30 protein-coding genes and 1 pseudogene are annotated in these 26,383 nt (G+C 63.1%); 15 read left to right on the top strand and 16 right to left on the bottom strand.

Annotated features, from left to right (window positions below; all coding sequences use genetic code 11):
- Genes KR52_RS06320 through folD form a run of 5 tightly spaced genes read right to left on the bottom strand, consistent with a single transcriptional unit; the run spans nt 1 to nt 4,456 of the window.
- Nucleotides 1-1,452: an AAA family ATPase gene (locus tag KR52_RS06320; protein WP_038553801.1), complete on the bottom strand. Its 1,452-nt coding sequence runs from the start codon at nt 1,450-1,452 to the stop codon at nt 1-3.
- The gene (locus KR52_RS06315) at nt 1,449-1,961 is read right to left on the bottom strand and encodes a divergent PAP2 family protein (protein WP_038553799.1); all 513 of its coding nucleotides are present in this window, start codon (nt 1,959-1,961) and stop codon (nt 1,449-1,451) included. The genes KR52_RS06320 and KR52_RS06315 overlap by 4 nt, the downstream gene beginning before the upstream one ends.
- Nucleotides 1,958-2,848, bottom strand: coding sequence for a geranylgeranyl diphosphate synthase CrtE (gene crtE, locus KR52_RS06310; protein WP_038553797.1), 891 nt, complete (start codon nt 2,846-2,848; stop codon nt 1,958-1,960). The genes KR52_RS06315 and crtE overlap by 4 nt, the downstream gene beginning before the upstream one ends.
- A 40-nt stretch (nt 2,849-2,888) precedes the next feature.
- Nucleotides 2,889-3,566, bottom strand: a complete 678-nt coding sequence (locus KR52_RS06305) for a TIGR02466 family protein (protein ID WP_038553795.1) — start codon at nt 3,564-3,566, stop codon at nt 2,889-2,891.
- Between the two features lie 8 nt (nt 3,567-3,574).
- Nucleotides 3,575-4,456: a bifunctional methylenetetrahydrofolate dehydrogenase/methenyltetrahydrofolate cyclohydrolase FolD gene (gene folD, locus KR52_RS06300; RefSeq protein WP_038553793.1), complete on the bottom strand. Its 882-nt coding sequence runs from the start codon at nt 4,454-4,456 to the stop codon at nt 3,575-3,577.
- A gap of 70 nt (nt 4,457-4,526) precedes the next feature.
- Here folD and KR52_RS06295 point away from each other — a divergent pair, with 70 nt between their 5' ends.
- Complete coding sequence (locus tag KR52_RS06295) at nt 4,527-6,617, top strand: HDIG domain-containing metalloprotein (protein WP_038553791.1); 2,091 nt, start codon at nt 4,527-4,529, stop codon at nt 6,615-6,617.
- An 11-nt stretch (nt 6,618-6,628) separates the two neighbouring features.
- Here KR52_RS06295 and KR52_RS06290 read toward each other — a convergent pair whose 3' ends face one another.
- The 4 genes from KR52_RS06290 to KR52_RS06275 all read right to left on the bottom strand — a co-directional run bounded on the left by KR52_RS06290 (nt 6,629) and on the right by KR52_RS06275 (nt 8,380).
- Nucleotides 6,629-7,216: an RluA family pseudouridine synthase gene (locus KR52_RS06290; RefSeq protein WP_051834404.1), complete on the bottom strand. Its 588-nt coding sequence runs from the start codon at nt 7,214-7,216 to the stop codon at nt 6,629-6,631.
- Nucleotides 7,217-7,242: 26 nt separating this feature from the next.
- Nucleotides 7,243-7,731 (bottom strand): hypothetical protein, encoded by a 489-nt coding sequence (locus tag KR52_RS06285; protein ID WP_051834289.1) that lies wholly within the window; start codon nt 7,729-7,731, stop codon nt 7,243-7,245.
- A gap of 83 nt (nt 7,732-7,814) precedes the next feature.
- Nucleotides 7,815-8,132 carry an MTH1187 family thiamine-binding protein gene (locus tag KR52_RS06280; protein WP_038553785.1) on the bottom strand — a complete coding sequence of 106 codons (318 nt, stop codon included), beginning with the start codon at nt 8,130-8,132 and terminating at the stop codon, nt 7,815-7,817.
- A complete protein-coding gene (locus KR52_RS06275) occupies nt 8,132-8,380 on the bottom strand; it encodes a hypothetical protein (RefSeq protein ID WP_038553783.1) in 249 nt (82 codons plus the stop codon). The genes KR52_RS06280 and KR52_RS06275 overlap by 1 nt, the downstream gene beginning before the upstream one ends.
- A gap of 90 nt (nt 8,381-8,470) precedes the next feature.
- Here KR52_RS06275 and KR52_RS06270 point away from each other — a divergent pair, with 90 nt between their 5' ends.
- Both KR52_RS06270 and KR52_RS06265 read left to right on the top strand, forming a co-directional pair.
- Entirely contained in the window at nt 8,471-8,917 is a 447-nt protein-coding gene (locus KR52_RS06270) for a hypothetical protein (RefSeq protein ID WP_038553781.1), read from the top strand.
- A gap of 70 nt (nt 8,918-8,987) precedes the next feature.
- Nucleotides 8,988-9,203 (top strand): hypothetical protein, encoded by a 216-nt coding sequence (locus KR52_RS06265; RefSeq protein ID WP_038553779.1) that lies wholly within the window; start codon nt 8,988-8,990, stop codon nt 9,201-9,203.
- Between the two features lie 11 nt (nt 9,204-9,214).
- Here the strand turns inward: KR52_RS06265 and KR52_RS06260 are convergent, their stop codons facing one another.
- On the bottom strand, nt 9,215-9,460 hold the full coding sequence (locus KR52_RS06260) for a Nif11-like leader peptide family natural product precursor (protein WP_038553778.1): 246 nt from the start codon (nt 9,458-9,460) through the stop codon (nt 9,215-9,217).
- Between the two features lie 61 nt (nt 9,461-9,521).
- Here KR52_RS06260 and KR52_RS14190 point away from each other — a divergent pair, with 61 nt between their 5' ends.
- Nucleotides 9,522-9,836 carry a hypothetical protein gene (locus KR52_RS14190; protein WP_156957619.1) on the top strand — a complete coding sequence of 105 codons (315 nt, stop codon included), beginning with the start codon at nt 9,522-9,524 and terminating at the stop codon, nt 9,834-9,836.
- On the opposite strand, the gene KR52_RS06250 is transcribed toward KR52_RS14190, so the two are convergent.
- Together KR52_RS06250 and KR52_RS06245 are read right to left on the bottom strand one after the other, a co-directional pair.
- Nucleotides 9,753-10,577: a carbohydrate ABC transporter permease gene (locus tag KR52_RS06250; protein ID WP_038553774.1), complete on the bottom strand. Its 825-nt coding sequence runs from the start codon at nt 10,575-10,577 to the stop codon at nt 9,753-9,755. The genes KR52_RS14190 and KR52_RS06250 overlap by 84 nt on opposite strands.
- A gap of 10 nt (nt 10,578-10,587) precedes the next feature.
- Complete coding sequence (locus KR52_RS06245) at nt 10,588-12,210, bottom strand: 2-isopropylmalate synthase (RefSeq protein WP_038553772.1); 1,623 nt, start codon at nt 12,208-12,210, stop codon at nt 10,588-10,590.
- Between the two features lie 109 nt (nt 12,211-12,319).
- On the opposite strand from KR52_RS06245, the gene KR52_RS06240 reads away from it, so the two are divergent.
- Nucleotides 12,320-13,888, top strand: coding sequence for a glycoside hydrolase family 57 protein (locus KR52_RS06240; RefSeq protein WP_038556952.1), 1,569 nt, complete (start codon nt 12,320-12,322; stop codon nt 13,886-13,888).
- Here KR52_RS06240 and crtL read toward each other — a convergent pair.
- The 3 genes from crtL to KR52_RS15090 form a co-directional block, all read right to left on the bottom strand.
- Nucleotides 13,855-15,108 (bottom strand): lycopene beta cyclase, encoded by a 1,254-nt coding sequence (gene crtL / locus KR52_RS06235; protein ID WP_038553769.1) that lies wholly within the window; start codon nt 15,106-15,108, stop codon nt 13,855-13,857. The two genes, KR52_RS06240 and crtL, sit on opposite strands and share 34 nt — an antisense overlap.
- 2 nt (nt 15,109-15,110) lie before the next feature.
- Entirely contained in the window at nt 15,111-17,708 is a 2,598-nt protein-coding gene (gene gyrA, locus KR52_RS06230; RefSeq protein WP_038553766.1) for a DNA gyrase subunit A, read from the bottom strand.
- 165 nt (nt 17,709-17,873) lie between these two features.
- Nucleotides 17,874-18,074 (bottom strand): hypothetical protein, encoded by a 201-nt coding sequence (locus KR52_RS15090; RefSeq protein WP_253912464.1) that lies wholly within the window; start codon nt 18,072-18,074, stop codon nt 17,874-17,876.
- 8 nt (nt 18,075-18,082) lie between these two features.
- Between KR52_RS15090 and KR52_RS15085 the strand changes: the two genes are divergently transcribed.
- The 5 genes and pseudogenes from KR52_RS15085 to rsmD all read left to right on the top strand — a co-directional run.
- Complete coding sequence (locus tag KR52_RS15085; protein ID WP_253912463.1) at nt 18,083-18,451, top strand: CAAD domain-containing protein; 369 nt, start codon at nt 18,083-18,085, stop codon at nt 18,449-18,451.
- A gap of 49 nt (nt 18,452-18,500) precedes the next feature.
- On the top strand, nt 18,501-19,664 hold the full coding sequence (locus KR52_RS06220) for a GuaB3 family IMP dehydrogenase-related protein (protein WP_038553762.1): 1,164 nt from the start codon (nt 18,501-18,503) through the stop codon (nt 19,662-19,664).
- A 181-nt stretch (nt 19,665-19,845) separates the two neighbouring features.
- Nucleotides 19,846-20,169 (top strand): thioredoxin, encoded by a 324-nt coding sequence (gene trxA, locus KR52_RS06215; RefSeq protein WP_006851354.1) that lies wholly within the window; start codon nt 19,846-19,848, stop codon nt 20,167-20,169.
- Nucleotides 20,170-20,196: 27 nt separating this feature from the next.
- A complete protein-coding gene (hisH, locus tag KR52_RS06210; protein ID WP_038553760.1) occupies nt 20,197-20,838 on the top strand; it encodes an imidazole glycerol phosphate synthase subunit HisH in 642 nt (213 codons plus the stop codon).
- Nucleotides 20,835-21,371, top strand: a pseudogene (gene rsmD, locus KR52_RS06205) (16S rRNA (guanine(966)-N(2))-methyltransferase RsmD); the annotation flags it as partial. The gene hisH and the pseudogene rsmD, both read left to right, overlap by 4 nt.
- A 13-nt stretch (nt 21,372-21,384) precedes the next feature.
- Here the strand turns inward: rsmD and petG are convergent.
- Nucleotides 21,385-21,501, bottom strand: coding sequence for a cytochrome b6-f complex subunit V (gene petG / locus KR52_RS15080; RefSeq protein ID WP_071823076.1), 117 nt, complete (start codon nt 21,499-21,501; stop codon nt 21,385-21,387).
- A 56-nt stretch (nt 21,502-21,557) separates the two neighbouring features.
- Here petG and KR52_RS06200 point away from each other — a divergent pair, with 56 nt between their 5' ends.
- From KR52_RS06200 to bchI, 5 genes are read left to right on the top strand one after another with little or no spacing between them, the layout of a single operon-like run.
- Nucleotides 21,558-21,962, top strand: a complete 405-nt coding sequence (locus tag KR52_RS06200; protein WP_038553756.1) for a cytochrome c — start codon at nt 21,558-21,560, stop codon at nt 21,960-21,962.
- Between the two features lie 9 nt (nt 21,963-21,971).
- Nucleotides 21,972-22,718 carry an RNA methyltransferase gene (locus KR52_RS06195; protein WP_038553754.1) on the top strand — a complete coding sequence of 249 codons (747 nt, stop codon included), beginning with the start codon at nt 21,972-21,974 and terminating at the stop codon, nt 22,716-22,718.
- A gap of 28 nt (nt 22,719-22,746) precedes the next feature.
- Complete coding sequence (locus KR52_RS06190; RefSeq protein ID WP_038553752.1) at nt 22,747-23,895, top strand: serine hydrolase; 1,149 nt, start codon at nt 22,747-22,749, stop codon at nt 23,893-23,895.
- Entirely contained in the window at nt 23,892-25,262 is a 1,371-nt protein-coding gene (locus KR52_RS06185; RefSeq protein ID WP_038553750.1) for a DUF3370 domain-containing protein, read from the top strand. The genes KR52_RS06190 and KR52_RS06185 overlap by 4 nt, the downstream gene beginning before the upstream one ends.
- A 20-nt stretch (nt 25,263-25,282) precedes the next feature.
- Nucleotides 25,283-26,371 carry a magnesium chelatase ATPase subunit I gene (gene bchI / locus KR52_RS06180; protein WP_038556950.1) on the top strand — a complete coding sequence of 363 codons (1,089 nt, stop codon included), beginning with the start codon at nt 25,283-25,285 and terminating at the stop codon, nt 26,369-26,371.
- Nucleotides 26,372-26,383: the final 12 nt, after the last annotated feature.

Raw genomic sequence — 26,383 nt, 5'->3', positions numbered from 1 at the left:
TCACAACGACTCCCTGGTGGTGTCCAATTCACGCTGCCAGGAGGCGCGCAGGTCGGACGAGGTCTCACCTCCGAGCAACCAGACACCAGTACGGGCTCGGGACACGGCCACATAACAGAGCTGCTGCCGTATCGAGGGATCGGCACGGAAAACATCCGGAGCCACAAAGACTTCTCCGAAACTGCTTCCCTGACTGCGGTGCACCGTGAGCACCGCCGCCGGGCCCAAGGAGGCGAAGGCATCGCGAATCAAGAAATACTGCCGCCAGATCGCGCGACCGTTTTTCTTGCCCGCATCACGGGCCTGCTTGCGCAGCCGCTGCATCACGGCATCGAGCTCCTGACGTCCGGTACTGCCCAGGGGTGGCTGCAGGCGCAGGGTGAGCTCCAGATCCCCCGCATTCACCGATGCGGAGAGGGTCTCAATCACGGGTACAGGCCCATCGGCAGACGACAGGCCGAAATCCGCCAGATCACAGGCCTCCGGCGTGACATCACGCACGATCACTTCGCGGTTGGAGCCGAGCACCATGTCGGGTTCTTCCCCGGCCTCTTCTCCGTCCCTTGAGGCCGGTGCCATCACCGCGGTGCGACTGATCAACACCTCACCGGGCAGCACCGGCATCTGATCGGCCATCTCCCCATGGATGGCCCGTCGCGCATGGGGCACCAGACGATCCAGGGTGCGGTTCGTGTAGCAGAGGATGCGTGCGGCATCGGGGTTGTCTTGCGCCGCGGCGTCCCGCAACGCACGACGGGCCTGATCCAGCCAATCCCGTTGCACCAGGCTGCACACCTGCCCTTGCGGGGAACGAATCGGCGGCAGCAGCGGCGGCATCTGGCAGGGCAGGCGCCCCTCGCGCAGACCCGCCGCCAGCTGCAGCACCGGACCTTGATGCCGCACCACCTGGGTCAAGCTGGCGGAACAGGACCGTTGCATCGCAAACACGGGACTGTTCGGCTCGCCCACCGGAGGCAACTGGGCGGGGTCGCCGACAAACACCAGACGGGTCTTGAACGGATGGGCGCACTGGAGGGCGATGCCCAAGAGGGTGCTGTCCACCATCGAGGCTTCGTCGATCAGCACGAGGCCCAGGTTCTCCAGGGCCATGGCCGTCTGCTCGGTGGGCTCGCAGAGTTCAGCGTCGGCGGAGCGCTTGAGCTTGAGCCGCAACAAGCGATGGATGGTGGAGGGATACCAGGTGGGTTGAAGACCCTCCAGGTCCAACGCCTGGCGTAAGACACCGACCGCTTTGTGGGTTGGAGCCACGACGGTCCAACACAAACCACTGGCTTCCACCTGCCGAAGCAGACGCATGGAGAGAAAGGTCTTGCCGCTGCCGGCAAAACCACTGAGCACGAAGGGCGTGCCATCAACGGGCTGCTTGAGCCAAGCTGCAAAGGCGTCCGCAGCTGCCTGTTGATCAACGGTGAGGTCCGCGGTGGCGGTCACCCCAGCCCGGCTCCAAGACCCGACAGCAGATGCAGCGGTGATCCCACAAATTCCAGACCAGGCAGAGCAATGGCGGGACCCATCAGGCTGCCCACCAGCACCTGGAGCCGGCTGTGGCCCAGGCTTTCCTTGAGGGGTTTCTCCGGAGCATCTGGCCAGAGCGAATCAGGCAGGCCATTGACCCGTTCCGCCGTCAGCCCGGCAGCACGACGAATGCCACTGGCGTCGTACATGACCACGAACGCCACCATCGCCGCAACAGCGAAGAGGGGGTGATCGAAGCCGAGGGTCCAGCCCACACAGGCCGCGGTCCCCGTCACAAGAGCGGAATGGCTCGACGGCATGCCGCCGGTTTCGATCAGCACCGCCGGACGCCAACGGCGATGCAGGAGCAACTCAAGGAACAACTTGGACAGCTGGGCGACGCCACAGGCCATCAAGCCCCAGGTGAGCGAACTGTTGTCGAAGAACTCCCGCAGCACCGCATGGGAAGGCGTGGCATCGATCATCGGTCGCGGCTGGTGATGAAGTCGGCCAAGGCCAGCAGGGGAATGGCCTTCTCTGCCCAGGGTTGAAGCGCCTCTTTCGCTTCGTTGACCAACGCATCGGCCCGGCGGCGGGACTCGTCGAGCCCCAGAAGCTTGGGATAGGTGGTCTTGTCGGCGATGAGGTCCTTGCCGGCGGTTTTGCCGAGCACCTCGCTGCTGGCCGTGATGTCGAGGATGTCGTCGATAATCTGGAAAGCGAGGCCGATCCCCCTGGCGTAGGTGCGCAGGGCCTTGATCAGCGCCTCATCGGCGCCGCCGATTATCGCCCCAGTGATCACACAAGCGCTCAACAGGGCTCCGGTTTTGTGGAGGTGGATGTACTCGAGGGTTTCAAGATCAACCTCCTTGCCCTCGCTTTCCAGATCCACCACCTGGCCGCCCACAAGGCCTGGGGCACCGGCCACCAACGACAGTTCTCCTACCACCTTGAGCAGACGCTCAGCCGGCACATCCGGACTGCGCAGCGCCACCATTTCGAAGGCGCGGGTCAGCAGAGCATCACCGGCAAGGATGGCCACGGCGTCGCCGTACACCTTGTGGTTGGTGGGACGACCACGGCGCAGGTCGTCGTCGTCCATGGCCGGCAGGTCGTCATGGATCAACGACATGGTGTGGATCATTTCCAGCGCCACCGCCGTGGGCAAGGCCTGCTTCGCCTCACCGCCCGCCAACTCGCAGGCGGCAAGGCAGAGAATCGGGCGCAGGCGCTTGCCACCGGCAAGCAGCGAATAGCGCATCGCTTCGCGGAGGGACTCCGGCCGCTCAGGACCGAGGGATCCATCGAGGGCCGCTTCCACCTGTTCCTTGGCCTTGCCGAGATAGGCCTTGAAATCGAACTCGGCGCTCATGGGCGGACCCTGGCTGGCGGGATTCTCTCAGGCCGAGCCCTTAGCTGCCGAGGGGGACCCAGTCCATCGGATGGGGTGTTCGCATTTCGCGCCCCTTGCCCGGCGCCGTGGTGATGGCCAGGTCGTAGGAGACCGAATAGCGGGGGCCGTTTCCTTCATAGGGGAGCACCCGATGGCGCAGGTCCGATGGAAACAGAAGAAGACGGTGGGGCAGCGGCGCGAACACACCACCGGAAACCGCCGCGTCGCGGTACGGAATCGCCATCACATGGCTGAAGTAATCGTCGGGCGCCTCAAATTCCAGCTCCCCGCTCTCGTTCGACGGATCCATCAACACGTAGAACACCGCGCTCAACTGGGCGTTGCGGTGGCTGTGGAGATCCACCGTGCCGCCATTCCTCGCACACACCACGGGCCAGGCTTTTTGGATGTGGGCCACAAGGCCGTGATCCGGGCCTAACAGCGATCGGAGATAGGCCGAAACATGCTCAGCCAACTGCCCGTTCAGCCACTGGAACGCATCCATGCGGTGCAACTGATCCAGGCCGGCATGGCCCAACAGATCGCCGGTGAGATTGTTGCGATCGCTGAACTCAGGGTGTTGAAACACCTGGGCATCGAACTGCTCCAGCTGCTGCTGCATGGCTGCGGCCGTGGCGGCATCCGGCTCAAGGTCCACCTGCAGAACCGGGGTCGGGAACAGCCAGTGCAGCGCCATGGGGTCGATCAGGGCACAAGATCGTCCAGATCATGGTCAAGGTTGTGACGTCTGCACCACGCCATAACGGTGTTCACCAGCAACATCGTCACCGTCATCGGTCCCACGCCGCCGGGGACGGGGGAAAGCGCAGCAGCGATGGGTTCGATTTCAGCCGCGCGAACATCCCCGCACAATCCGCCTTCCGGCTTGCGGTGAATGCCGACATCCACCACAGCCGCCCCAGGCCGCACGTGCTCGGCCCCGATGAACTCAGGACGGCCGGCTGCCACCACAAGAATGTCGGCTTCCCGGGTGTGGGCCGCCAGATCGGCCGTGCGGGAGTGGGCGATGGTGACGGTGGCGTTGGCCGCCTGCAGCATCAAAGCCATCGGCTGCCCCACAAGAATGCTGCGGCCAATCACCACAGCGCGCTTGCCCGCTGGATCGATGCCATTGCTGCGCAGCATCGCCATCACCCCGGCGGGGGTGCAGCTGCGCGGGCCCGGTTCCCCCTTGAGCAGCCGGCCGAGATTGAGGGTGTGCAGACCATCGGCATCCTTTTCGGGATCAATGGCCATTAACAGCGGCCCCTCGTCCAGGCCGGCCGGTAGTGGCAACTGCAGGAGGATGCCATCCACTTCGGGATTGGCATTCAGCCGTTCAATGGTCTGAAGCACCTCCGCCGGAGGCGTATCGCCAGGGAGGTGGTCGCCGAAGCTGGCCACCCCAATCCGGCCACAGGCCTTTTCCTTGTTGGCGACGTAGACGGCACTGGCTGGATCATCGCCAACACGCAGCACGGCCAAACCCGGAGGTCGCCCCGCCTCGGCCAGGCGCCGCTCGATCAGGATTTGCAGACGCCGCTCCACATCCCTTGCCAGCACCTTGCCGTCCAAACGCAGGGCCATGGCGTCTCAGTCCGCTCCATCCAGCATGCCCTTTGGAGAGAGCTAGCGTGAAGTCGATACAGGGTCCTATTTGGTTGGCGTTCCACGGCGAATCAGCCTCTGGCGCAACTGGCTGCGGCTCGAGGGCCCAGGGGCACGATTGCTGCGATGGACGCGGCTGCAATCTCTGCTCGTTCTGCTGTTGTGCCTTGCCGTGGCAGCAGCTTCAAGCCTGCCCTGGCTGATCAAACCGGAACTCCAACCGGGATCACTGGCCCCGTTTGATGCCATCGCTCCAAAGGATGTGCTGGTTCAAGACAGCACCGCGCTCGAGCAGCAGCGTGCCTCTCTTGTGGCGCGATCGGTGGTGCAGGTCATCGATCAGGAGCAAAACCAACAGCTCAAACAACGTCTCAATCAGCAGCTTCTCCAGCTGCAGGAGGTCACCGATACCGGGTCAGGGGCCCGGATCGGGCCGGTCAACCTGTCTGAACAGGAGGAGACATGGCTTGAACAGCGGAGTGAACAGGAGCATCTCGCCTGGGACGCCGCGGTGCGAAGCACCGCTGATCGCATGCTCAGCCAAGGCCTGGTGAGCAACCTGGCCGTTGAGCAACTGCGCCGGGCTGCCGACCTGCAACTGAACGCCGTCGGGCTGAAGCCGCCAGCAGCGCACTCCCTGGCCGGCAAGGTGCTCACCAGCGCCCTGCGCGGAAGCAGCAACCTACGCACCGACCCGAACCTCAGCAAACAGCTGATCGAGGAACAGCTCACCAAACAGGCCATCCCCACCATCCAGGTCCGCAAAGGGGATCTGATCACCCGCAAAGGCGAACCGATCAGTCCCCAGGCCTATGACGTGCTGGATTATTTCGGCCGCGTGCGGCGCGAACCCCAACCACTGATCTGGTTCCAACGGTTTGTTGAAGCGGCTGCAGCCTGCGCGGTGATGCTGTTGGTGATGCGGCGGGAACGGCCGGGTCTGGAGGTGCGCCACGCCCTGCTGGCGGTGGGACTGCTGCTGCTGGTGCAAGTGGCAAAGCTGTGGTTCAAAGGAGCCGTGAGCCCTTTGGCCGTACTGGTGGCACCGACCCTGGTGCTGGCTGAGGGGTTGGGCACCGGCTGCGGCATGGTTTGGATGGGGGTTGCCGCTCTGCTCTGGCCCGAACCTGTGCAGGGGCTGGGAGATGGTCGCCTTCTGGTGGCGGCAACCGTGGCCGCCGCTGGAGCCCTGATCGCAGGCCGTCAACGCAGCCGCGGACAGCTCCTGCAACTCACTGTGTTGCTTCCGATCGGCGCCCTCGTGGGCCAGTGGCTGCTGCTGCAACTGCAACCTTTCACCGGCTTGCGTCTCTGGGGAAGTCTGAATCCCAGCCTGGATGAACTAGCCACCGACACCTTGCTGCTCGGGGTTCTGCTGATGCTCAGCCTGCTGCTGATCCCGGTTCTGGAAGGCTCCTTCGGTCTGCTCACCCGGGCGCGGCTGCTGGAACTCGCCGATCAGGAACGCCCCCTGCTGCGACGCCTCTCATGCGAAGCCCCAGGCACCTTTGAACACACCCTGATGATCTGCGGCCTGGCGGAAGAGGGAGCGCGCGCCATCGGTGCAGATGTGGATCTGATCCGGACCGGCTCGCTATATCACGACGTCGGCAAGCTGCACGCACCGGACTGGTTCATTGAAAACCAGAAGGATGGCCCAAATCCCCACGATGCCCTGGACGACCCCCAGGCAAGCGCAGCGGTTCTTCAAGCCCACGTGGATGAAGGGCTGAAGCTGGCGCGGCGCCACCGATTGCCGCGGCCCATCGCCGATTTCATACCCGAGCACCAGGGCACCTTGAAGATGGGCTTTTTCCTCCACAAGGCTCGGGAACGCGGCGAAGAGGTGGAGGAGCGCCGCTTCCGTTACAGGGGCCCGGAACCCCGTTCCAAGGAAACAGCGATCTTGATGCTGGCCGACGGATGCGAGGCAGCGCTGCGATCCCTCCCTCCCGACACCTCCGATGTGCAGGCGGTCGACACGGTGCGGCGGATCGTGGAAGCGCGGCAGCGGGATGGACAACTGCGCAAAAGCAGCCTTAACCGCAGCGAAGTGGAACTTGTGATCCGTGCCTTCGTGCAGGTATGGCGACGGATGCGCCACCGGCGCATCCCTTATCCGATCCCGGCCCGACGCTGAGCTCAGCGCGTTCAACACGCTGTATCAAAACGAGCATCCGGCGCGATCAAACGGACGCGTTGCTTTGTGAAGGGATGGCGAAAGCTGAGGGCCCGAGCATGCAGGTGCATTCGGCGGGCGCGACCGGCATCTCCATAGATGGGATCACCAACGATGGGGTGGCCCAGTTCGGCCAGATGAGCCCGGAGCTGATGGGAGCGGCCCGTGAGCGGACGCAGCCAGAGCCGCGTGCTGTTCGAACAAGCAGCGCGGACCCTCCAGATGGTGAGCGCCAGACGTCCATCGGGGTGACTGCCGTAGCGGGGCGGTTGGCGCGAGAGGCGCGCCAGGGGGCTGGCGATGCAGCCGCGTCCCTCGAGCCCCCCCTCCACATCGGCTTGGTAGAGCTTGTTGACCCGACGTGCGGCAAACAGAGAGCTCAGACGCCGCAGAGCGTCGGCACGTCGGGCCAGCAGAAGCACTCCCGAGGTGTCGCGATCCAGGCGGTGGACCAGTCGCAAACCCTGCTCCTGGCACTGCAATCGGGTGATCACGGAATCCTGTTGATCCGGCCCCAGCCCCGGTTGCGTCAACAGGCCGGCGGGCTTATCGACCACCATCAGCCAGGGGTCGAGCAGCAGCAGCTTCAAGGGGTCAATCGCTTGGCGCAGTGTTTTTCAAACAAAACCACCACCTGTTCCGGCGGCAGGGCCTGAATCAGCCGGGCCTCCGCCTCAACGTGGTGCTGACTGGAGTGATAAAGCCTCAATTCGTGAAACATGTCCGGCTGACGCTGTCGAGCCTCGTCCATCTCTCGGCTCAACAAGGCAGCCTGCATCAGGTTTCCGCCGTTGCACGACTGCATGACATGGGCGGATTCATGGGCCAGAACAACCCAAACAACCGACGGATCGTCGGGCAGGTTGTTGCCACACATCAAGAGAGCCTGTTTGCCTTCATGGAAAGCCCCCAGCAAGCCCACCGGGCAATCCCGCGCCACCAGCGCTTTGACCCCTGCCCGCTGCAGCAGCCGCAGATAACTGCCAATGCGATCCCATGTTGATGCCTGAACAGAACTGCCCGTCAGCTGCATGACGAGCAGCGCTAACAACGCTGCTCTAAAACCACGATCCATGGGAACGGGGCATCACAGGGCGATCTCATTGGTCTCAAAAGCGGCTCGAGCCGGATCGAAACCCACCGGAGATCTACAGGTTTTCAGCCCTTCGGCAACGGCCCAGCCAACTGCTGCTCAACGGAGGCGACCTTTTCAGAGAACGACTGCTGCCGATCGGTGCGGGTGTTGAGCTTGAGCGTTGTGTAAAGACGCGGGGCGCCCATGCCATGCAACTCGGCATGACAAGCACGCACACAGTCCATGACCTCATCCCAAGGGCCTTCGATCGCCGTGCCATTGGGACCCAGCTGATGCATCAGGCCCGTGGCAGCGATGACCCGCTCACAGGCGGCGATGTAGGGGGAAAGGCTCACGCCAACGCCGATCGGCACAACGCAGAGGTCAACGCTGACCCACATCAACCCGCCATCTCGCTGGATCGACGCAAACAACTCACGGGGTAGTCGATGGTGCGCCAGCTGCCGCTGTCGGTTCGCACTTCAACCGCAATGCCCTGTTGACCCATGGGACATCGGGACCCTTGTCCCGTGCACCAATCACTGGCCTCAGCGAGGGCCAGTTCCAATGTGTCATAGGGGGCGTCGAGCACCGGATGCGGTTGACCGTCCAGGCCAACCAACCGGTAGCGGGAGCGATGCTTGGCCATCGCAGTCCAATCCCGGAAGTGTCACCATTCTCCCATGTTCGCCGCCCAGCGTCATCAACACACTGGGACCACGAACGTGGCGGAAACGGCATGACTGAACAGCTGCAGCAGGCTTACAACGCCTTGATGGTCAAGGCCCCGGGGGCAGCATTTCAAAAAGCGCGGTCCCTTTATCTCAACAAATATCCACTTCCCCAACCCACAAGCACCATCCCTCTGCGTCTTTACGTCTGCGATGAGCAGCTTGAAGAATCGATTCAGCCTGCAAATGATGGCGACCCGAATCACCGTCTGGCCATTCTCCGCTCACGACCGGGCCAACTGGCCGTGGTGCACTGGCAACAGCCACAGCCAGCCGAACCGGAGCAACTGCGCCTCTACCTCCAAGACACCTGGAATCTCAACCTGAACGAGCTGGATGTCACAGCCCTCAACACCCCGTGGTTCCGGGAGGGCGGTCATCAGAGCCGCTTTGCAGCGCCAACGGGGCTGGCCTGGCAACAGCAAATCTTATTAACCCTCAAGGAAGAAAAGTGAAAAGAATTCCGCAGAACACGCTGAGCCCAAGGAACGCACCGCTAGCCAGCAGATAGAGCCCTCTCAGCCAATGCTCACCAAGTACGCCGAACGCTACGTGCTGCGGTCCTGTTCAGCCGGCGGCTATCTCGGCGTCAGGGACGTGGATCAACAGATTGAACAGCAACAGTCCCCCGACAACGCCTGGATCTTTCACACCCACGAGGGTGCCGTCACCCATGCGCGCTGGATCGGCGAGGTGCATGGGGAAACACCGGACGTGGTGAAGCTGGATCTGAAGAAATGACGTGGTGAGGATCAGCCGTGGATGAAATTGCGGAGGCGCCGTGATTCCACAGCCTGATCCTGCTGAAGCTGAGCTGCCGTTCTTGCGTGGTGTTCACGCTGTTGGGCTGCAACAACATCCGCCTCGCTCAACCCATAACCGTGATCGGCCGCGAGAGCGAGAAACCGCTCAAGATCCATGGGCTGCGCGAGGGCCTTGGCCAGATCAGGATCACTGTCCCGAAGCGTTAAAAACCGATCCAGATCCTCGAGAGACATCCCAGCACCTCTTGTTGATGGCTCCCATTCAAGTCAGCATCGGCCTGTATGGGGAGGTTGCATGCTGTTGAAACTGATCAGCTGCGGCAGCCTCGCGCTGGTGAGCGTTCTTGTGGTCACCTTGGTGAAGGGGTTGAATCAACACAACCAGCGCATCCACGCCCTGCAGGACCGGATTGATCAGCTCGAGAAACGCACCCCGAACAACGCCCACAGCGATCTGCTGAGCCAACAGATGGGTTTGATGCAGGAACGCATCGATGCCATTGCAGCCATGCGTTCGTCGCCCCCCTCATCCCTTCACAGCATCGCCGCTGGCATTGGGCAGGATGAAGCGCTGCAACAGCACGAACAAGAGCAACACCGGCAGGATTGAGACCACCGATCCGGCGGCAACGATCCGCCAATCCAGCGAAAAGCTGCTGGACAGCTGCTGCAGACCGAGGGGGAGCGTGTAGAGCGCTGGGTCGTCAAGGATCACCAGCGGCCAGAGGAAATCACTCCAGGTGCCGATGAACACGAACATCGCCAGGGTGATCAGATCGGCTTTAGCGGCGGGGATCATCACGTTCCACCACTCCCCCAGACGACTGCAGCCATCGATCCGTGCCGCCTCCTCCAGCTCCTTGGGAACACCAAGAAAACTTTGGCGCAGCAAATAGAGACCAAAGGCGGTGGCCGCCTGGGGGATCACCAAGGCCAGCAAGGTGTTGCGCAAGCCCAACTGCACCATCAGCAGGTACAGCGGAATCATCACCACCTGAAAAGGAATCAGAATCGTGGCAACCACAAGGCCCAGCACCAGGCCTCGGCCAGGGAAGCGAAGTCTGGCCAGTGGATAGGCGGCTAGGGAGCAGAACAGCAGGTTGGCCAGCACCGCCAAGCCACTCACAACGGTGCTGTTGAACAGATAGGTGGTGAGGGGATTGTCTTGAAAGAGACGGATGTAGGCATCCAAGCTGGGGTCTGCAGGCAACAACGCCGGAGGACTGCTGAAGATGTCTTCAGCCGGGCCCTTGAGCGACGTGCTCACCAGCCAGAGCAGCGGGGTGAGCACCAGCAACGCCAGAAGAATCAGCAGCACAAGCTGAACAGCCCGGGCAATGGACGTGCGCATGGCGTCGGCTCTAGAGCGTTGGTCGGGCCTCCAGGACAACAGGATCCTTCTGCGGATGCAACGACTGACGCTCCTCACCGGCCACCAGGCGATTGAGGGCATTGACGAAGGCCATCGCCGCCGCCACCACGACATCGGTGTCGGCAGCGTGGCCGGAATAGAGCGCACCGTTGCGGCGCAGGCGAATGGTCACATCACCCATGGCATCGATGCCCTCGGTGACCGACTTGACCGAGAACTCGATCAACTCATTGGGCACACCCGCCAGTTCATTCAAGGCACGGCAGACGGCATCCACCGGACCGGTGCCAACCGCCGAGCCTGTGGTCTCACTGCCCTCTTCATCCAGGAGCGTGACGGTGGCGGTGGGGCGCAGGCTGCTGCCGCAGCTGACCTGCACCAGCTTGAGCTGAAAGCGAGCTTCCGGCTGCTGCACCTGTTCGCTGACGATCGCCTCCAGATCACGGTCGGTGATCTCGCGCTTGCGATCAGCGAGTTCCTTGAAGCGGGCGAAGGCCTCATCGAGATCCTCACGGGTGAGGTCGTAGCCCAGCTCTTCAAGGCGGGCGCGAACGGCACTGCGGCCGCTCAGCTTGCCGAGGGAGATGCGGTTGTCGGACAAGCCCACCGTCTGGGCGTCGATGATTTCGTAGGTGAGCCTGTTCTTGAGGACGCCGTCCTGGTGGATACCGGATTCATGGGCGAAGGCATTGGCACCAACGATGGCCTTGTTGGGCTGCACGACCATGCCGGTGAGGTTGGACACCAGTCTTGAGGTCTTGGTGATCTCTTCGGTGCGCACGGCGGTGAGCGGCGTGGGGCTGTCCTCCTCCCGCCCGAAGAAGGGGTTGTAGTAGCGCCGCCGCACATGCAGCGCCATCACCAACTCCTCGAGGGAGGCATTGCCGGCCCGTTCGCCGATGCCATTGATCGTGCATTCGAGCTGACGGGCGCCGTTTTTGGCCGCCTCGAGGAAATTGGCCACGGCCAGGCCGAGATCGTTGTGGCCGTGCACCGAGATCACGGCATCGCCAATGTTGGGCACGTGCTGATTGATGCCCGCGATCAATGCACCGAACTCCGACGGGGTGGTGTATCCAACGGTGTCGGGAATGTTGATCGTGGTGGCGCCAGCGGCAATCGCCGCCTCAATCACCTCGTAGAGGAACTCCGGATCGCTGCGGCCAGCGTCTTCACAGGAGAACTCAACATCGTCCACCAGCGAGCGGGCGTAGCTCACCATCTCGGGAACGATGCCGAGAACATCAGCACGGCTCTTGCGCAGCTTGTGCTCGAGGTGGATGTCGCTGGTGGCGATGAAGGTGTGAATGCGGCGACGCGGCGCTGGTGCGACAGCGTCGGCACAGGCCTTGATGTCGGCCCGCGAAGCACGGGCAAGGCCGCAGATGGTCGGACCATTCTCACCACCCACCTGCTGGGCGATCCGCTGCACAGCGGCGAAATCACCAGGGCTGGCGAAGGGGAATCCCGCCTCGATCACATCCACACCCAGGCGCGCCAGCTGCTGAGCGATGGCCAGCTTCTCCTCCAGATTGAGGCTCGCCCCAGGCGACTGCTCCCCATCCCGCAGGGTGGTGTCAAAAATCAGGACGCGACCAGGGTCCTTGGCCATGGAAAAGGCTCCCTCAGTGATCTTAGTCGGAATGACTATGAGTTAGCACATCTTAGTTCAGCCCTGAAGGTGGAATCGGATTAAATTCAGCCACCGTTCGGGCTTGTTCGTGACCAAAGGCGCTGTCGCCCTGGTGTTGCATGCCCATCTGCCCTATGTGCGATCGGCAAGACCAGGTTCTCTGGAGGAGGACTGGTTTTTTCAGGCTCTGATCGAGTGCTACCTCCCCCTTCTAGAAACGCTGGAGGGCGCGAGCGCCGATCCCAACCAACACCCCAAACTCACCATCGGCTTGTCGCCGACGCTGCTGTCGCTGCTGAGCGATCAGGACCTCAAGCAGCGTTTTCCCCACTGGCTGAACGAACGGCTGGCGCTGCTGCCGAAGGCAGCTCCCGAGCTGCGGGAGGGTGCCGATCATCTGGCGGCGACCATCGAACGGCATCAGCGGGCCTGGCAGGACTGTGACGGCGCTTTGATCCAGCGCTTCGCCCTCCTGCAGCGCCAGGGGGTGGTCGACCTGCTCACCTGCGGAGCCACCCACGGCTATCTGCCCCTGCTGCGCCATCACCCGGAAGCGGTGCGCGGTCAACTGCGCACGGCGGTGCGGGAACACCAACGCCTCGTGGGGGAACGGCCCTTGGGGATCTGGTTGCCGGAATGCGCCTATTACGAAGGCCTGGACCACTGGATGCGCGATGCGGGGCTGCGTTACGCCGTTCTGGACGGCCATGGGCTGCTGCACGGCCGGCCGAGGCCCCGCTACGGGGTCTACTCGCCGATCTGCAGCCGCAACGGGGTGGCCTTCTTCGGGCGTGACAGTGAAGCCACCCTGCCGGTGTGGTCGGCCAAGGACGGCTATCCCGGAGATCCCCATTACCGGGAATTCCATCGCGATCTGGGCTGGGATCTGCCCATCGAAGAGCTCAAGCCCCTTGGGCTCGACCAACCGCGTCCGCTCGGGCTGAAGCTGCATCGGGTCACCGACCACAGCGCACCGCTGGACCTGAAACGTCCCTACGAACCGGGGGTCGCTGCTGAACGGGTGAAAGAGCATGCAGCCGATTACCTGCAGGGCCGTCGCCGTCAGTTGGATCAGCTGGGCGGTGCCATGGAGGTGCCGCCGCTGCTGGTGGCCCCCTTCGATGCCGAACTGTTTGGCCACTGGTGGTTTGAAGGACCGGCTTTTCTCAGCCAGCTGTTCCAGCAGGCGCCTCATGAGGGCGTGGCCTTCGCCCGGCTTCGAGATGTGCTGAACAGCGTTGGCCAACTGCAGCTCTGTGATCCCTGCCCCTCCAGCTGGGGACAGGGGGGCTATCACGACTACTGGCTGAACGACAGCAACGCCTGGATCATTCCTGAGTGGGAAAAGGCCAGTGCCGCGATGGTGCGGCGCTGCAGCCGCGGGGTGGGCAGCGAGCAGGCGATGCAGTGGCTGCAGCAGGCGGCGCGAGAACTGTTGCTCGCCCAGTCATCCGATTGGAGCTTCATCCTGCGGGCCGGCACCACGACCGAACTCGCCCGGGAACGGGTGCAACGTCACCTGGCACGCTTCTGGCAGCTGATGCAGGCGATCGACGGCACCACCGAATTGCCGGAGGGCTGGCTCGAGGAGGTGCAGACGGACGACTGTCTGTTCCCTTTGATTCAGCCGTTGGACTGGGTCCAGGTCGGCGACTGAGACGGGGGCGCTCCCAACACCAACCCCCGCCGCAACTCCCACGGAGCAAGGGCGAACAAACGCAGCATCACGCTCATCAGCCGGGGCAAGGGAAGGGTGTTGGTGAGGAAGCCGAACCACTCATCCCGCGGCAGCGCAAAGAAGGTGGCGAAGTGAGTGCGCAATAGCGCTTCGTTGAACCCCATCAACCGGCCCAAACCGAACTGATAGAGCTGATGGCGCAGCACAAGTTCCAATGGCCAAAGCGCTTGCCAACCCCGTTGGGCCAAGGCTGCTGAGCCAAGGCTTGGATTGGTGATGGCTTCGGCCAAGGCCTGGGCCAGATCAGGGCCACGCCGCAGCAACGAACCGACCATGTAGCCCGAGGCTGGATGCACCATGCTCGCCGCACCACCAAAGGCCAACAGCGGCTGACGCCGATCCGGCAGCGGCAGGTTCATCGGGAAGAGGCAGAACTCCTCATGGATCACCTCGGTGATCTCCACACCGCGCTGATCAAGGCGCTGTTGCAGCCGTTGCTGGAGCACGTCGTAGGGAACCGCCGGCGCCAAAGCGAGGGAGGTCTCCTCCACGAAGAACACCCCATCGCCCAGATCCATCGCATACAGGAACGTGGGTGGTTCCTGGCGCTGCGTCTCGCTGAGATGATCGCAGCGGTAGTCCATCAACACAAAACGGTCCGGCTCAATCGGCGGCTTGGAGAAACGCCCCACCACCCCGTAGGCCGCCTGGCCCGCCACAGGCCCCTGATCGGGGCGGCGAATGTGGTGCGTACGCGAACCGGAGGCATCAATCACCAACCGCGCCTGCATGGTCGTTCCCGATGCGCAGCTGACGAGGGTGGTTGAACCCTTCAGCTCCACCCGTTCGGCAGTGTCTTGATGCCAAACCACGCCGTCGGCCCGCTCCAGCCAATGGCGCTGGAGAACAGCGCGATCAAACAAGCCGTAGTCGATCCCGTGGGCATGGCTCCGATCCTGAGCCGTTGAGCCGCCTTCGCCGAAAAAACTCACGGTGTCGCTCCAGCGGTGCTCCAGCAGCTGCTCAAGCCCCACCGCTTTGAGTTCATCGGCCCAGATGCCGTAGGTGTTCGGCCATGGAGCGTCGACCGGATCCGAGGCGATGCCAGCAACGGACACACCCCGTTGGTTCAGTTCCGAGGCGACACAGAGGGCAGCAGGACCGCCCCCCAACACCAGCACATCCACCGGCTCGGCCAAGATCAGCTGTCCTGCGCGTCTGTTTCGGTCCCACTCGCTTCGGGATCGGCAGCAGCTTCGTCTTCGGCTTCTGGCGGCACCAGCACCACCTTGAGCAGCCGGTCGCCCTTGTCGAGCTTCTGCAGACGCACACCCGTAGCGGCCCGGGATTGCTGGGGGATGGCATCGGCACTGGTGCGCACGATCACCCCCTTCTCGCTCACCAGCAGCAACTCCTCACCGGCACCAAGCACACTCAGCCCCACCAGCTCATCGGCGTCGGTGCGGAACTTCATCGCCCGCAACCCCATTCCAGCCCGTTTCTGCAAGCGGAATTGCGTCACCGGAACCCGCTTGCCCAGACCCGAGGCCGACGCCACGAGCACCCAGGGCCCCTCACTGGCGGCATCCTCTTCATCGTCGGCGCTGGCGGCCACCTGATCGGCGAGTTCCACGGGCAGTACATCCATGCTCACCAGGGCATCACCATCGCGCAGGTTCATCGAACGCACGCCGCGGGCCGTGCGGCCGAGGGGCCGCAACTCCTCATCACTGAGGCGGAAGTGGATGGTCATCCCGGCTTTGGAGCCGATCAAGACGCTGTCGCCAGGCACCGCCAGGCGCACCCAGGTGAGGGCATCACCGTCCTCCAGATTGATGGCGATCAGGCCATTGGAGCGGATGTTGCTGAAGGCCGAAAGGCGGGTGCGCTTGATGAAGCCACCTCGGGTGAGCATCACCAGGTCGGTGTCGTCGCTGAACTCCGACACCGGAATCAATGTGGTGATCGCCTCTTCCCGAGGGATCGGCAGCAGCTGCACCACCGGCGTTCCCTTGGCCGCACGGCTGCACTGGGGCACGCGGTAAGCCGGCAGGGCATACGACACTCCGCGGTCGCTGAACAGCACCAAGGTGTCGTGGTCGTTGCAGCTGATGAACAGCTTCACCGCATCTTCACCCTGGCTGCGGGTGCCGGCCTTGCCGCGGGTGCCGCGGCTGGTGGCCTCAAATTCACTCACCGGCATCCGCTTGAGATAACCGGTCTCGGTGAGCAGCACCACTGAACGCTCATTGGCGATCAGGTCGATGTCGGTCAGGCCGCCGCCGAGGTCGAGGATTTCGGTGCGACGAGGCGTCTGGTAGCGCTCCTGCAGCTGACCGAGCTCGTCCTGGATGATTCCGAACACACGCTCACGCCGGCCAAGGATGTCCTTGTAGTCAGCGATCTTGGTGACCAGATCCTCGTGCTCGAGCCGGATCTTGTCGGCCTCTAGAGCCGTCAGACGGCGCAGCTGCATCTGCAGGATGGCATCGGCCTGGATGTCGGAGAGGCCATGGCGCTCCTGCAGCTGTTGCCGTGCCGTAGCCGTATCGGGAGCAGCCCGGATCAAGGCGATGATCGGATCCAGCTGATCGAGCGCCAGCAGCAGGCCCAGCAGGATGTGGTCGCGCTCTTCGGCCTTGCGAAGCAAATACCGGGTGCGGCGCTCAATCGTCTCGACCCGGAAGTCGAGGAACACCTCGAGCATCTTGCGCAGGGTGAGCAGGATCGGTTCGCCGTTCACCAGCGCCAACATGTATGCGCTGAAGTTGCTCTGCAGCGGGGTGAGCTTGAACAGGTTGTTCAGCACCACCTGCGGGTAAGCGTCGCGGCGCAGCTCCACCACAATCCGCATGCCATCGCGGTCGCTTTCATCACGGATGTCGGAAATACCCTCGAGCTTCTTGTCGTTAACCAGCTCTGCGATGCGCTCAATCAGCGCCGCTTTGTTGGTCTGATACGGCAACTCCGTGATGATCACGGCATCGCGATCGGGGCGTCCCGGCACCTCGAGCGTTTCGATATTGGCCACTCCGCGCATCGTCACCGAGCCGCGGCCGCCCAGGTAGGTCTCGCGGATGCCTTCCCGCCCAAGGATCTGACCACCGGTGGGGAAATCTGGACCAGGGATCAGCCGGATCAAGTCCTGATCGGTGATCTCCGGGTTCGCGATCAACGCTAGTAAGCCATCAATCAGCTCATTGAGGTTGTGGGGCGGAATATTGGTCGCCATCCCCACGGCGATGCCCGCTGAACCATTCAGCAGCAGCTGCGGGATCCGAGCAGGAAGCACGGTTGGCTCCTGCTGGGAGCCATCGAAGTTGTCGGCAAAATCAACCGTCTCCGCCTCGATGTCTTCCAGGAGGCTGTCGGTGGTCAGCGCCCGCAATCGCGATTCGGTGTATCGCATGGCCGCCGGTGGATCGTTGTCCACCGAGCCGAAATTGCCGTGCCCATCGATCAGGGGCATCGACATGGAGAAGTCCTGGGCCATGCGCACCAGGGCGTCGTACACGGCGGTGTCGCCGTGGGGGTGATATTTGCCGAGCACTTCGCCCACGACACGGGCGCACTTGCGGTAAGGCCTGTCGCTAGTGAGGCCCAACTCATACATCGCGTACAGGATTCGGCGATGCACCGGCTTGAGGCCGTCGCGGGCATCGGGCAGCGCCCGACCCACGATCACACTCATCGCGTACTCCAAGTAGGAGCGCGACATCTCGTTGCGTAGATCCGTCTGAATGATCCGATCGTCGGAATCGCCGGGACCGCCGCTGCCAGGCCCCACAGAATCCGTCATACGTGCATCAGACTTCCTTTAACAGTCTATCTCGGACAGTGGATCGAATCTGAAAACTCCGGATAAAGTCCCAACCGCTTTCCATTCACGTGATGGGTCCTGTCGACGAGCCACGCCCTGAAGCCGACACCCCAGGCAGTGACCCCACGCCGACCCCTGAATCCACTACGGCTCCGGTTGCAACACCTGCGCCGTCCCCGGCATCGACTGAAGACCCGACTCCCGCGCCCGCAGCTGCTCCAACACCTGCGCCGTCCCCGGCATCGACTGAAGACCCGACTCCCGCGCCCGCAGCTGCTCCAACACCTGCGCCGTCCCCGGCATCGACTGAAGACCCGACTCCCGCGCCCGCAGCTGCTCTAACACCGGATCCTGTGATCGCCTCCACCGTGTCCATCCCCGCCCAGGAGAGCTCCGATCAGGACGGTGGCGAGTGGGATCTACTGGTGGGAAAGGTGAAGGACTGGCTCGAGCAGAACGATCTCGCTGAGCTTTGGACCAAGGCCCAGCTGCCCCTGAAGGTGGTTGGTGGCCTGATCGTGTTCAGCCTCTTGGCGACGATCTACTCCGGCGTGCTCGGAACCATCAACAGCCTTCCCCTGGTGCCGGGCCTGCTGGAGCTCGCCGGCGTGATCTGGTTGGTGAACTTCGCCCTGCGCAACCTGATCCGCAACAGCGATCGGGACAAATTCATCGCGAGCACGCGCTCGACCTGGAGCCGTGTGACGGGCCGATCCAGCTGAGGCGATCATCCCGATTGGTAGCTTGATCTGACTTTATTGACGTCGCTCGGTGGACATTCAGCTCGGACGCTCCAAGACCGTTCGCCGGGCCTACGGAATCGATGAAATCGCTCTGGTGCCTGGGGGTCGCACAGTTGACCCCGAGGTCACGGATACCCGTTGGACTCTGGGGGGCATCGAGCGCGAGATCCCCATCATCGCCAGCGCCATGGATGGCGTGGTCGATGTGGGCATGGCCGTTCGCCTGTCTGAGCTGGGTGCCCTGGGCGTGCTGAACCTGGAGGGCGTGCAGACCCGCTATGACGACCCCAACCAGGTTCTGGATCGCATTGCCGCCGTCGGCAAGGACGAATTCGTCCCCTTGATGCAGGAGATCTACAGCCAACCGGTTCAAGAAGCACTGATCCGTAAACGCATCCAGGACATCAAGGCCCAAGGAGGCATCGCTGCCGTAAGCGGCACTCCGGTGGCTGCCCTGCGTTTTGGCAAGGCCATCGCCGAAGCAGGAGCCGATCTGTTCTTCGTGCAAGCCACCGTGGTCTCGACGGACCACATCGGTCCTGAAGGCCAGGAGACGCTGGATTTGGAAGCCCTCTGTCGTGACATGGGCGTCCCGGTGGTGATCGGCAACTGCGTCACCTATGAGGTTGCCCTGCAACTGATGCGTGCTGGTGCGGCGGGCGTGATGGTTGGCATCGGACCAGGCGCCGCATGCACCTCCCGCGGTGTTCTCGGTGTGGGCATTCCCCAGGCCACAGCGGTTGCCGACTGCGCCGCCGCCAGGGCCGACTACGAAAAGGAGAGTGGTCGCTACGTACCCATCGTTGCCGACGGAGGCATCGTCACCGGAGGTGACATCTGCAAGTGCATCGCCTGCGGCGCCGACGCCGTGATGATCGGCTCCCCCATCGCCCGTGCTGAGGAAGCCCCCGGCCGGGGCTTCCACTGGGGCATGGCCACACCGAGCCCTGTGCTGCCCCGCGGAACCCGCATCAATGTGGGCAACACCGGCAGCATCGAACGCATCCTTCGTGGTCCGGCCAAATTGGACGACGGCACCCACAACCTGCTGGGCTGCCTGAAAACATCGATGGGCACCTTGGGAGCTCAGACGATCAAGCAGATGCAGCAGGTGGAGGTGGTCGTGGCTCCCTCCCTGCTGACGGAAGGCAAGGTCTACCAAAAGGCCCAGCACCTCGGAATGGGCAAGTAGAGCGGGGCTAGGCTGAAGCGTGTGCGGGTTTCGGCCCACACACTCCTCACACCCCCCGGCCCGGCGCGTTCGGGCTTTCACTCTTGATGGAGAGCGACTGTCACAGTTCCCTTCTCGGCAGGGAAGTGCTGTGTTTTCGCTTGAAACGGTTGCTAAATTCTCCCTAAATCTCCCTGCTCATATGTCCAGCGCTGCTGCTGTCACCGATGCCTCCTTCGAGCAGGACGTGCTCCAGAGCGACGTGCCGGTCCTGGTGGACTTCTGGGCTCCCTGGTGTGGCCCCTGCCGGATGGTGGCTCCCATCGTTGAAGAGATCGCCAAGGAATTTGACGGCCAGATCAAGGTGTTCAAGCTCAATACAGACGAAAACCCAAACGTCGCCAGCCAGTACGGCATCCGAAGCATTCCGACCCTGATGGTGTTCAAGGGTGGTCAGAAGGTCGACACCGTGGTGGGTGCAGTTCCTAAGGCAACGCTGTCGGGCACCATTTCCAAGTATCTCTGACATCCGTTTCCAGAAGGGAGCGACCGGTTGAGTCTGAACCTCGGGTTAATCGATTACGGCATGGGCAATCTCCACTCTGTGGAGACATGCCTTGGCCGGCTCGGTCAAGGTTGCTCCTTGGTGAAGAAGCCCAAGGACCTTGAGGGCATTGATGCGCTGATCCTGCCCGGGGTCGGTGCTTTCGACCCGGCCATGGTCAACCTCAAGGCCACCGGTCTGGTGCCTCACCTGCTGCGATGGGGGCAGGCCGACCGCCCCTTGCTCGGCATCTGTCTCGGCCTGCAGCTGCTGTTCGAACAGAGCGATGAAGGGCATGATTCGGGCCTCGGACTTCTGGCCGGACGCGTGCAACGCCTTCCTGAAGACTGCGGCGAACGCATCCCCCACATGGGCTGGGCCCCGTTGAAGCACCACGGCACCTGCCCCCTGCTCAGCAGCGATGCACCCTCGGAATGGGTGTATTTCGTTCACAGCTACGCCGCAGTTCCCACCGATACGAATGACCTGAAGGCCTCGGCTCCTTTCGGCGATCAAGAGGTCACTGCTGTCGTCTGGCGGGGCCGAGTCGGTGCCTGCCAGTTTCATCCGGAGAAGTCGTCCGATGCTGGAGAACAGATGCTCAAACGTTGGCTGACGTGGTTGCACAACGGGGCTGAGCCCTGTCTATGAGTAGTGGTGGGCACCTGCGACTCAGCGGTGGGCGACGTCTGCTGAGCCCAGGGGGACGCACAGCTCGGCCCACCACCTCGAGAGTGCGGGAGGCCGTCATGAACATCCTCGCTCCGCATTTGCAGGACTGCAGCTGGCTCGACCTTTGCAGCGGCAGCGGCGTGATGGGCTGTGAGGCACTGCAGCGAGGTGCACGCTGCGTGGTTGCCGTGGATCAAGACCAACAGTGCATCCGGGTCAGCCACGCCAATCTCAGCGCTGTGGCCTCAGGTCTTTCACCAGTTCCCGAGATCCGCACTGAACGGCGGGAACTGATCCGGTGGCTGCGCAAAGGTTGGAGCCAGGAGCCCTTCGATATCGTCTACTTCGACCCCCCCTACGACCAAGACCTCTACGAGCCCTGCTTGATCGCCTTGGGCCAGGGGAATTGGCTGCACCAGGACTCGCTTGTGGTGTGTGAACACCGCTCCAATCTGAACCCTGTACAAAGCTCAGATTGGACGGTTGTGGATCAGCGGCGCTACGGCATCAGCAGCGTGCTGCTGCTCAGCCCCCCAGAGCGCTGCCACCACGGCGGTATTGGTTCCAAGCCGCCACAAACAGACCCATCAACGTGACAGGGATCAGACCAAGAACGATGCCGCAGAGCAGAGGTTCGATCATGGCGTCGCGTCAACATTCAGAATTAAGCAGAATTCTCTCATTGGAACTCCAGCTCTGTGGTCCAGCCGTCACGAATTGCGGCCGAATCGGCTCCAGCTGATGCAAACGATCGAGGTCGCGGCCTGATCGCCGCCCTTGTTGTGTCGGCTGCCACGGCATGCGTCGTCCTGGTGCTCTGGGTTTTGGGGAGCGCCCAGCAAGATCCCTACATCAAGGCCAGCCTTGAACTGCAAGGGGCCGTTGACCACGGCGGCCAGCTGTTCCGGATCAATTGCGCCGGCTGTCATGGCCTAGCCGGCCAAGGCTTGGTCGGGCCTCGACTGCAAGGCGTCAGCAATCACCACAAGGACCCTGCCCTGGTTCACCAGATCATCAGCGGCGAAACACCACCCATGCCGAGTTTTGAGATGGAACCACAATCGATGGCCGACCTGCTGGCCTACCTGCACACACTCAGCTGAGCCACTGCCTTGAATGCCGTCGTTGTACTGGTGGAGCCGGCCGGCCCCCTGAACATCGGAAGCGTCGCCAGGCTCTGCGCCAATTTCGGTGTGAGCGAACTGAGACTCGTGGCTCCCCGCTGTGACCATCTCAATGAACAGGCGCTGCAGATGGCTGTGCACGGGAAAGCACTGCTGAAGGCAGCCGCGGTGGTGCCCGACCTGCTGACGGCCATCAACGATTGCCGGCGCACCGTGGGAAGTTGCGGTCGACTCGAGCATGGAGAGATTCCCTTGCAAACGCCAGACCAGGCCCTGGGTTGGCTGCTGGCCAGCGATGACACCAGCTCCGGCACCCAGTCCCCCGTGGCTCTGGTGTTTGGTCGTGAAGACCGCGGACTCAGCAACAGTGAGTTGAGGCTCTGCCAGCGGGTTCTGTGTTTGCAGAGCGCAGAGGCCTATCCATCCCTGAATCTCTCCCACGCCGTGGCCGTAGTGCTGCATGAGTTGGCCCGTCTCAACAACGGGACAACAGGAAGCCGCAGCATCGATCCACCATCCCCGGACCCGGCAGCCGCCACAGCCCTTTCAGCGTGTCTGGACGACGCCACTGATCTGCTGCTCGAGGCCGGTTTCCTGTTGGAGCACACCGCCGCAGCGCGCATGGCCAAGGTGCGAGATCTGCTGCAACGCGCCACGGTGCGCGCCGAAGAAGTGGCTCTGCTGCGGGGGATGGTTCGCCAATTGCGCTGGGCCATCCGCGCCGAACGCCCCTAATCTCTGCCGAACAGTCACGGCTGAAAGGTTGTCCAGCAGTCGTTCGCCACGTCGCTCCGCCGGTTGGAGAGAACCGCTCCAACTCATCCTGCGGCTTGTGTTGATGGGTGTGGGCCTCGGCCTGCTAACAGGCACAGGCCTGCGGCTGCTGGCACCGCAGGTTCAGCAGCAGAAGTTTTCACTTCCCAGCTGGTTGGCTGATCAGGCGGTGATCACCTCGCTGCTCGGTGAAGCCGTGGAGCCCCCAATCGAGGAGACCACCAGGCAGGAGCAGAAGCCCAAGCCCGCCAAGGCGGAGGGCCTTGGGCAGGCACGATTTGCCCCCAAGCAGGAAATCCAGGCCCTGTCCCAGCGGTGGGTAGAGCTGGCCGAGGAACAGAGCGATCTGGACGCCAGCGCCTACATGCTGATACTCGACGACGGACGCTTTGCAGCGATGCAGGCCGAGGTCCCGATGCCCGCCGCCAGTTCGATCAAGACGCCGATCCTGCTCGCGGTGCTGGAACTGCTGGATCAAGGAACGCTTCGATGGAACGAACCACTAACACTCACCGAGGAGCTGGTGGGTGGAGGCGCCGGTTGGATGGCCTCTCGGCCCCTGGGCAGCCGCTTCCCCACCTATGAAGTCGCCACGGAGATGATCCGGGTGAGCGACAACACCGCCACCAATCTGATGATTGCCAGGGCCGGAGGGATGGACGAGATCAATGCGCGCTTTGAGGCGTTGGATCTTCCCTCCACAGTGGTGAACAACTGGCTGCCGGACCTCGACGGAACCAACACCACGAGTGCACGGGATCTGAGCCGGGCCATTGCCTTGGTGGATAGCGGTGAGGTGCTCGGCCCCCGAAGCCGGGATCTGTTTCGCGAGGTGATGGGGACATCGGTCACCAACACGCTTCTCCCCAAGGGCTTGATGCGCGGACTGGGTGGAGCTCAGGGCAGACCAGACGACAGTCTGGCCCGCAAGGGGTACCGCATTTACAACAAAACCGGTGACATCGGCATCGCCTACGCCGACGCAGGGCTGATCGAACTGCCGGATGGCAGACGCGCTGTGGCGGGATTTCTGGTGAAGGGCCCCTTCAACGACCCCAGATCCACCGAACTGATTCGTCGGCTTGCCGCCGCCATGGCACCGCACCTGAAACCCAACCCTGCCCCGCCCAAGCCATGAAGCTCATCCCTTTGATGTCTGCTGCTTGGCTGGCTTATGGAGCCATGACCGCGGTTTCGGCCTTGCCCGTTGCTGCGGGAGTGATTGAACGTCAACAGAGCGTTCGAGCTTTACCGGGAGCTCTCGACACCGTGTTGATGGTGAATGACAACAACCCTGAGCTCATCAAGGATGACGGCATCCTGATCTCCACCTTCCCCGATGGAGATGAGGCATCAGTTCCCGTTGTTTTGAACGGCCGCTTTGACCTGTTCAGCCACCACGTGTACGCCGGCGATCCGCAGGGCAGCCCAACGTCGACCTTATGGCTGGCGGTACTGGCCGCTCCCCTCGGAGACGCTCCCGTGACCCTGCATCTGCTCGCAGGCAGCACGTCACTCTCCCAAGCGACGGAACCCGGCCAGACCCAGGCCCCCTTCCTGCCCTTGCCGAGCCTGATGAAGGAAACCACCGAGGTTGTGGCGGCAGGACCTGGCAGCCGTGTGGCCGGCGATCTGTTGGCCGGTCGCCGTGCGCCGGAACTGGCCAACCGCCGATGGAGCCTGACCCCAGGCGCAGCGACGCAGGTGGTGCTGTTGCCGATTCCCGTGGCCGGTCTCGACCCGCTGCTGAACGGCCGCAACCTGCAACTGCGCTTCCAGAGCTCCGGCCCGGTGGCGATCGCCACCCTGGCCGCCCATGGCAAGGACGGCAAGGCTCCCGATGATCAGCACTGGCTGCAGTTGCTGAAGGACCAGCGCATGAGCAGCAAGGAGCATCAACCCACCCCACGGGGCAGCAAGGGCAAGATCATCTACTCCCGGGTGAGCGGTGTGCAGATCGGCAGCAGCTGGCGGGCACGCATCACCGATCCGGGCAGCCCGGTGCTGGCCGCACCCAAGGCCCCCATCTCCTGGCCGATCAGCAGCCTGGAGCGGGGCAGCCTCTCCACCCATCAGGTGCAGACCGCCGAACTGAAGAACTTTTATCCCGGCACCGCCTGGGCGGCCCATGGCAACTACGGGGTGGAATACGACCTCACCCTGCCGCTGAAGAACACCGGCTCAGCCCCGGTGACGCTGGAGCTGTCGCTGGATTCGCCCCTCAAGGGCAACAGCACAACGTCCTTCCTGCGCTTCCGCGATGACCTCAACGGCCCGGTGATGTTCCGCGGCCCCATCCAGACCACGGGTCTGGAAGATCCAGAGGGTGTTTCCAATGGACGCCAGACGCAGCATCTGGTGCTGCGCCAGGGGCAGCAGGGGCCGGCCCTGGGACAGCTGACCCTCAAGCCCGGGGAAGAAAAGCAGGTGCGCGTTCGGCTGGTTTACCCCGCCGATGCAACGCCACCGCAGGTCATCACCGTGCAGCCTGTGAAACAATCCTGAGCACGCCTTGAGAATTGCTCGTGACTGCACCCCGGAAGCGCAGGGTCTTCCCCTTCACTGCGGTGATCGGTCAAGAGGAGATGAAGCTGGCCCTGCTTCTCAACGTGATCGATCCGCGGATCGGCGGCGTGATGATCATGGGGGACCGCGGCACCGGCAAATCCACCACGATCCGTGCCCTGGCCGATCTGCTGCCGGACATCGACGTTGTCGCCGGCGATCCTTACAACAGCTCGGCCAGCGATCCTGACCTTCAGAGCAGTGAGGTGCGCGAGCGCATGCAACAGGGGGAGACCCTGAGCACCGAACCGCGGCAGGTGCCGATGGTGGACCTGCCCCTCGGCGCGACCGAAGACCGCCTCTGCGGCACCATCGACATCGAGAAAGCCCTGAGCGAAGGCGTGCGCGCCTTTGAGCCGGGTCTGCTGGCCAAAGCCAACCGAGGGCTGCTCTACGTGGATGAGGTGAACCTGCTCGATGATCACCTCGTCGACGTGCTGCTCGACTCCGCCGCTTCCGGCTGGAACACGGTGGAACGGGAAGGCGTCTCCGTGCGCCACCCCGCCCGTTTCGTCTTGATCGGCTCCGGGAACCCCGAGGAAGGTGAACTCCGCCCCCAGCTGCTCGACCGTTTCGGCATGAGCGTGGAGGTGCGCACCGTGCGTGATCCCGAGCTGAGGGTGCAGGTGGTGGACCAGCGCACCGCTTTCGACAGCGATCCCGACGGCTTCAGCACCGCCGTGGAAGGCAATCAGAACGCACTGCAACAACGGGTGGTGGAGGCCCAGCAACGCCTAGACCAGGTGAGCATCGACGAAGATCTGCGTCTGCGCATCTCCGCCGTCTGCGGCGAACTTGATGTGGATGGCCTGCGGGGTGACATCGTCACCAACCGTGCTGCCCGGGCCCTGGCCGCCTTCGAGGGTCGCATGGACGTGAGCGAGGACGACGTGGCGCGTGTGGCCTCCTGCTGCCTGCGGCACCGTCTGCGCAAGGACCCCCTGGAGCAGGTGGATTCAGGCGACCGGGTGGTGAAAGTGTTCTGCAAGGTGTTTGAACGCAGCGAGAGCAGCGACCGCGCTGATTTCGAGCTGGCCCTCGCCGCCTGATCCCCCACAATC

The organism is Synechococcus sp. KORDI-52 (assembly GCF_000737595.1).
In the GTDB taxonomy this organism is placed as follows: Bacteria; Cyanobacteriota; Cyanobacteriia; order PCC-6307; family Cyanobiaceae; genus Parasynechococcus.
The sequence above is the reverse complement of the archived record's forward strand: the minus strand, read 5'-3'. Positions and strand labels throughout refer to the sequence as shown.